4 protein-coding genes and 1 pseudogene are annotated in these 2,854 nt (G+C 48.0%); all 5 read right to left on the bottom strand.

All coding sequences use genetic code 11. The annotated features are described in order from the left end of the window. Positions 1-15: 15 nt before the first annotated feature. Positions 16-630, bottom strand: coding sequence for a signal transduction histidine kinase (STHK), LytS (locus C7B77_RS27435; protein WP_106312519.1), 615 nt, complete (start codon positions 628-630; stop codon positions 16-18). Positions 631-642: 12 nt separating this feature from the next. Beyond that, positions 643-957 carry a hypothetical protein gene (locus tag C7B77_RS27430; protein ID WP_106312522.1) on the bottom strand — a complete coding sequence of 105 codons (315 nt, stop codon included), beginning with the start codon at positions 955-957 and terminating at the stop codon, positions 643-645. Positions 958-1,170: 213 nt separating this feature from the next. Next, positions 1,171-1,452, bottom strand: coding sequence for a hypothetical protein (locus C7B77_RS27425; RefSeq protein WP_106312516.1), 282 nt, complete (start codon positions 1,450-1,452; stop codon positions 1,171-1,173). Further along, on the bottom strand, positions 1,439-2,230 hold the full coding sequence (locus tag C7B77_RS27420) for a sterol desaturase family protein (protein ID WP_106312512.1): 792 nt from the start codon (positions 2,228-2,230) through the stop codon (positions 1,439-1,441). Before C7B77_RS27420 ends, C7B77_RS27425 begins: the two co-directional genes overlap by 14 nt. A 443-nt stretch (positions 2,231-2,673) precedes the next feature. Further along, positions 2,674-2,854, bottom strand: a pseudogene (locus C7B77_RS27415) (hypothetical protein); the annotation flags it as partial.

Genomic DNA, 2,854 nt, shown 5'->3' with positions numbered 1-2,854 from the left:
GTAACTAGCTCTTCCCTAGTGGTCGAGTGTGTGGGTAGTTACGGGCGAGGCAATCCGGGAGGGATCGGTGGGTACATCGTAGCTGTACCAGTCGCGAATGCCACTATGATTGAGAATCGAACCCGCGCGTTCGACTTCGGCGGCACTGCCTTCGACCATTACTAAGTAATCACCTTGAGCGACGCGATCGCCATAGGCATTAGCGCGCTCGTCCGAGATGCCCAACCCGACTAATCCGCCGACCAAACTGCCAGCCGCCGCGCCGATCGCGCTGCCAGAAGCTGCCGTAGCGATTGCGGTCGCTGCTGCACCTGCGAGCATGACTGGGCCGACGCCCGGAATTGCCAGCGCGCCCAACCCTACCAACAAACCAGTCAAGCCACCGACTGCGGTACCTGCAACCGCACCACTTTTAGCTGTATCGGCGGCTCGATCGTCGTGAGGCTTGGTATCGCCAACGCTCGATAGAGATTCGCCAGTTTTGGCACCAGCGGTATCGGCGTGGCGATCTAGATTGCGTCCAGCTACCGAAACTCGCTCCATCACAAAACCACTATCTCGGAGGACATGGAGTGCCGTTTCCATGGTTTGATAATCTGAAAAGATGCCAATTGCGCGTTTTTCTAACACGATCTTTCACTCCTAAAGGTTTTGTTTGAGTTGCTGTTCTTCGGGGATATCGCCGGGGGTTTCGTAGTACATTTCCGGTTCGATCGCCAAGTTATCGACTAGTCCTTCTTTATCAATTACAAATCCGCCAGTTGTATCCAAACTTTCCGATCCTGGAGGATGCTCGGGCAAATGCTTGTAATTTTCACCTTCGCGCTCTTTACGAGCGGCTGTTTCTGCTGGAATAATATGGGGGTCGTAACTGTCAGGGGTGGGTCGATCGTAGTTTTCAATCCCGTCTGTAATTGTTTCTTCGGGGGGATTTTGCGCTGGTTTTTTAGTAGTCATAATTTGTTTTAAATGTTCTACTGAGATTTGAAAATAGTAAACATCGATACTTTTTTCAATTACCAAAAGCTTACCGAATTTGCTAACTAAAAATCATCTGTTAAACGATTCATTTACTAATAGGTCGATCGAGGTAACTAGTAGCAATATTTATAACTACAACTTCCTTCTATTGATAGAGAAGCTACTATTGCCAGCCATCCGTTTTAAATCTTATGAAAAATAAGTATTTGCGCGCAAAATTTCTTCTTCACCGAAATATAATGCCACCGCATTTACACCTAAAATCAACCAGGCATGATGGCACAAATCTTCTAATTCATCGAGCAGATCGTCAACGATCGTCGAGTCGGGACAGTAGATCGAGAGTAATTCTCCAGCGTCGATCTGAATCAGACAATTGGGCAAACTCGAAGCAAATAAATGTAGTAATCTTTCGACGCGCAAGTGCATAAGTTTGTTGAGATCGTCGATATTCATTTCAGTGAGTAACATTAGCAAACTCCTGTTCGTAAGTGGGTGATTGAGTGCCGAGCTGTCTGTCCCAAAAAGTAAAGTACAGCCCGTAATGTAAGGCATAATGACGGTGGTGGATCGAGTGATGAGCGGGGCCTGTAAACCACCGACCGCACCAATGATGGGGAAATTTAGCAGGCAACCGATCGAGTCCGAGATGATTCACAACTGCCCATACTGTCATGGTGCTGAGTACGGCAATAACAGTAATAAAATGGAGTGGAACGAGGAAGACTAGCCCAATTAGGAACAGTGAATGCGCGATCGCTTCAGGTAGATCGAACGCAAAAGATGTCCAGGGTGTCGGTGGGTTCGATCGATGGTGCCCCTGATGGCACCAGCGGAACAAGAATTTGTGGTGGCACAGTCGATGCATAAAGTAAAAATAGGCATCTTGAGCGACGATCGCGATTAGATAGCTCGCACCCAGATACCAGAGTGGATATCGATCGATGTCTGCATACAGTTTCGTGACGCCCAGATCGTAGGCAGAGGCGATCGCCGCCGCGCTCAGTGCAAAGACCAGCGATGATAAGATCGATAATTTAATATCCGACCCGATCGTGGTTCGCGTCGATCTTCCGCGCTCTTTAGCCGTAAGTTGTTCGCCAGAGCGCGATTGAAGTACATCAGCGTCAGTAGCTTTACCGAAGGCTTTATCTAAAAATAAGTGGGTTCCCCCCGCAAAAATTAGATATCGTGCCAGGATGAAGCCAAAGAAGGCAAAGCCGTAGAACTCAAATGAGTAGTGGTTCAATTTAAGTTCTCCTAGTAGTAACGGCGATCGATCGCTTCACGCGGACAATTTCAGGCTGCGGTGGCGGTTTCCAAGTTGTCTTTGTCAATAAAGATGTTTTGGGGCATCTTTGCTGGCTTTAGCTTGCCAATCTTTCTGTCAAAAGCTTATCAGTCCGGCATGGCTACTAGTTTCTACCAAGTGGAGGAACTCTCTAATTAGGGTGTTAGTCAATAGATAGAGAGGATTTAAACCGCGATCGGCATCTCAGCCAGAAACATCGCAACACAAAATAGAGCACCTGGCTTGCCCGAGTGACTCTTTCCAAATCTTTTAGGTAGAACCGAGAGATCTTGCCCTCACCCCCAACCCCTCTCCCAAGCTTGGGAGAGGGGAGCCTAAGCCGCAGGTGAAGGCGGGGTGAGGGCCACATGGGTTTTCGATCGCTAACCAAAATGCTAAATCTATTTTTTCGGTTGATAGTCCATACAACCGATCGCTTCTTCGTTGAAAGCTTTGTAAGGATGAACGGCACATTTAAGATTGTATTCCCCTGTGAAAAAATCGCAGCGATGGCAGGGGATTTGATGCAATCTTTGAAGGTGATTCCAGTCTTTTTTGAGGTTCTTCCAGGTACTCCAGGCA

The organism is Chamaesiphon polymorphus CCALA 037, from assembly GCF_003003845.1.
GTDB lineage: Bacteria > Cyanobacteriota > Cyanobacteriia > Cyanobacteriales > Chamaesiphonaceae > Chamaesiphon > Chamaesiphon polymorphus.
This window is presented reverse-complemented; position numbering and strand designations above follow the sequence as displayed.

Bases quoted from the DNA above. Each gene is read 5' to 3' on its own strand.
- C7B77_RS27430 (WP_106312522.1), bottom strand. From the start codon at position 957: ATGACTACTAAAAAACCAGCGCAAAATCCCCCCGAAGAAACAATTACA.
- C7B77_RS27425 (WP_106312516.1), bottom strand. From the start codon at position 1,452: ATGTTACTCACTGAAATGAATATCGACGATCTCAACAAACTTATGCAC.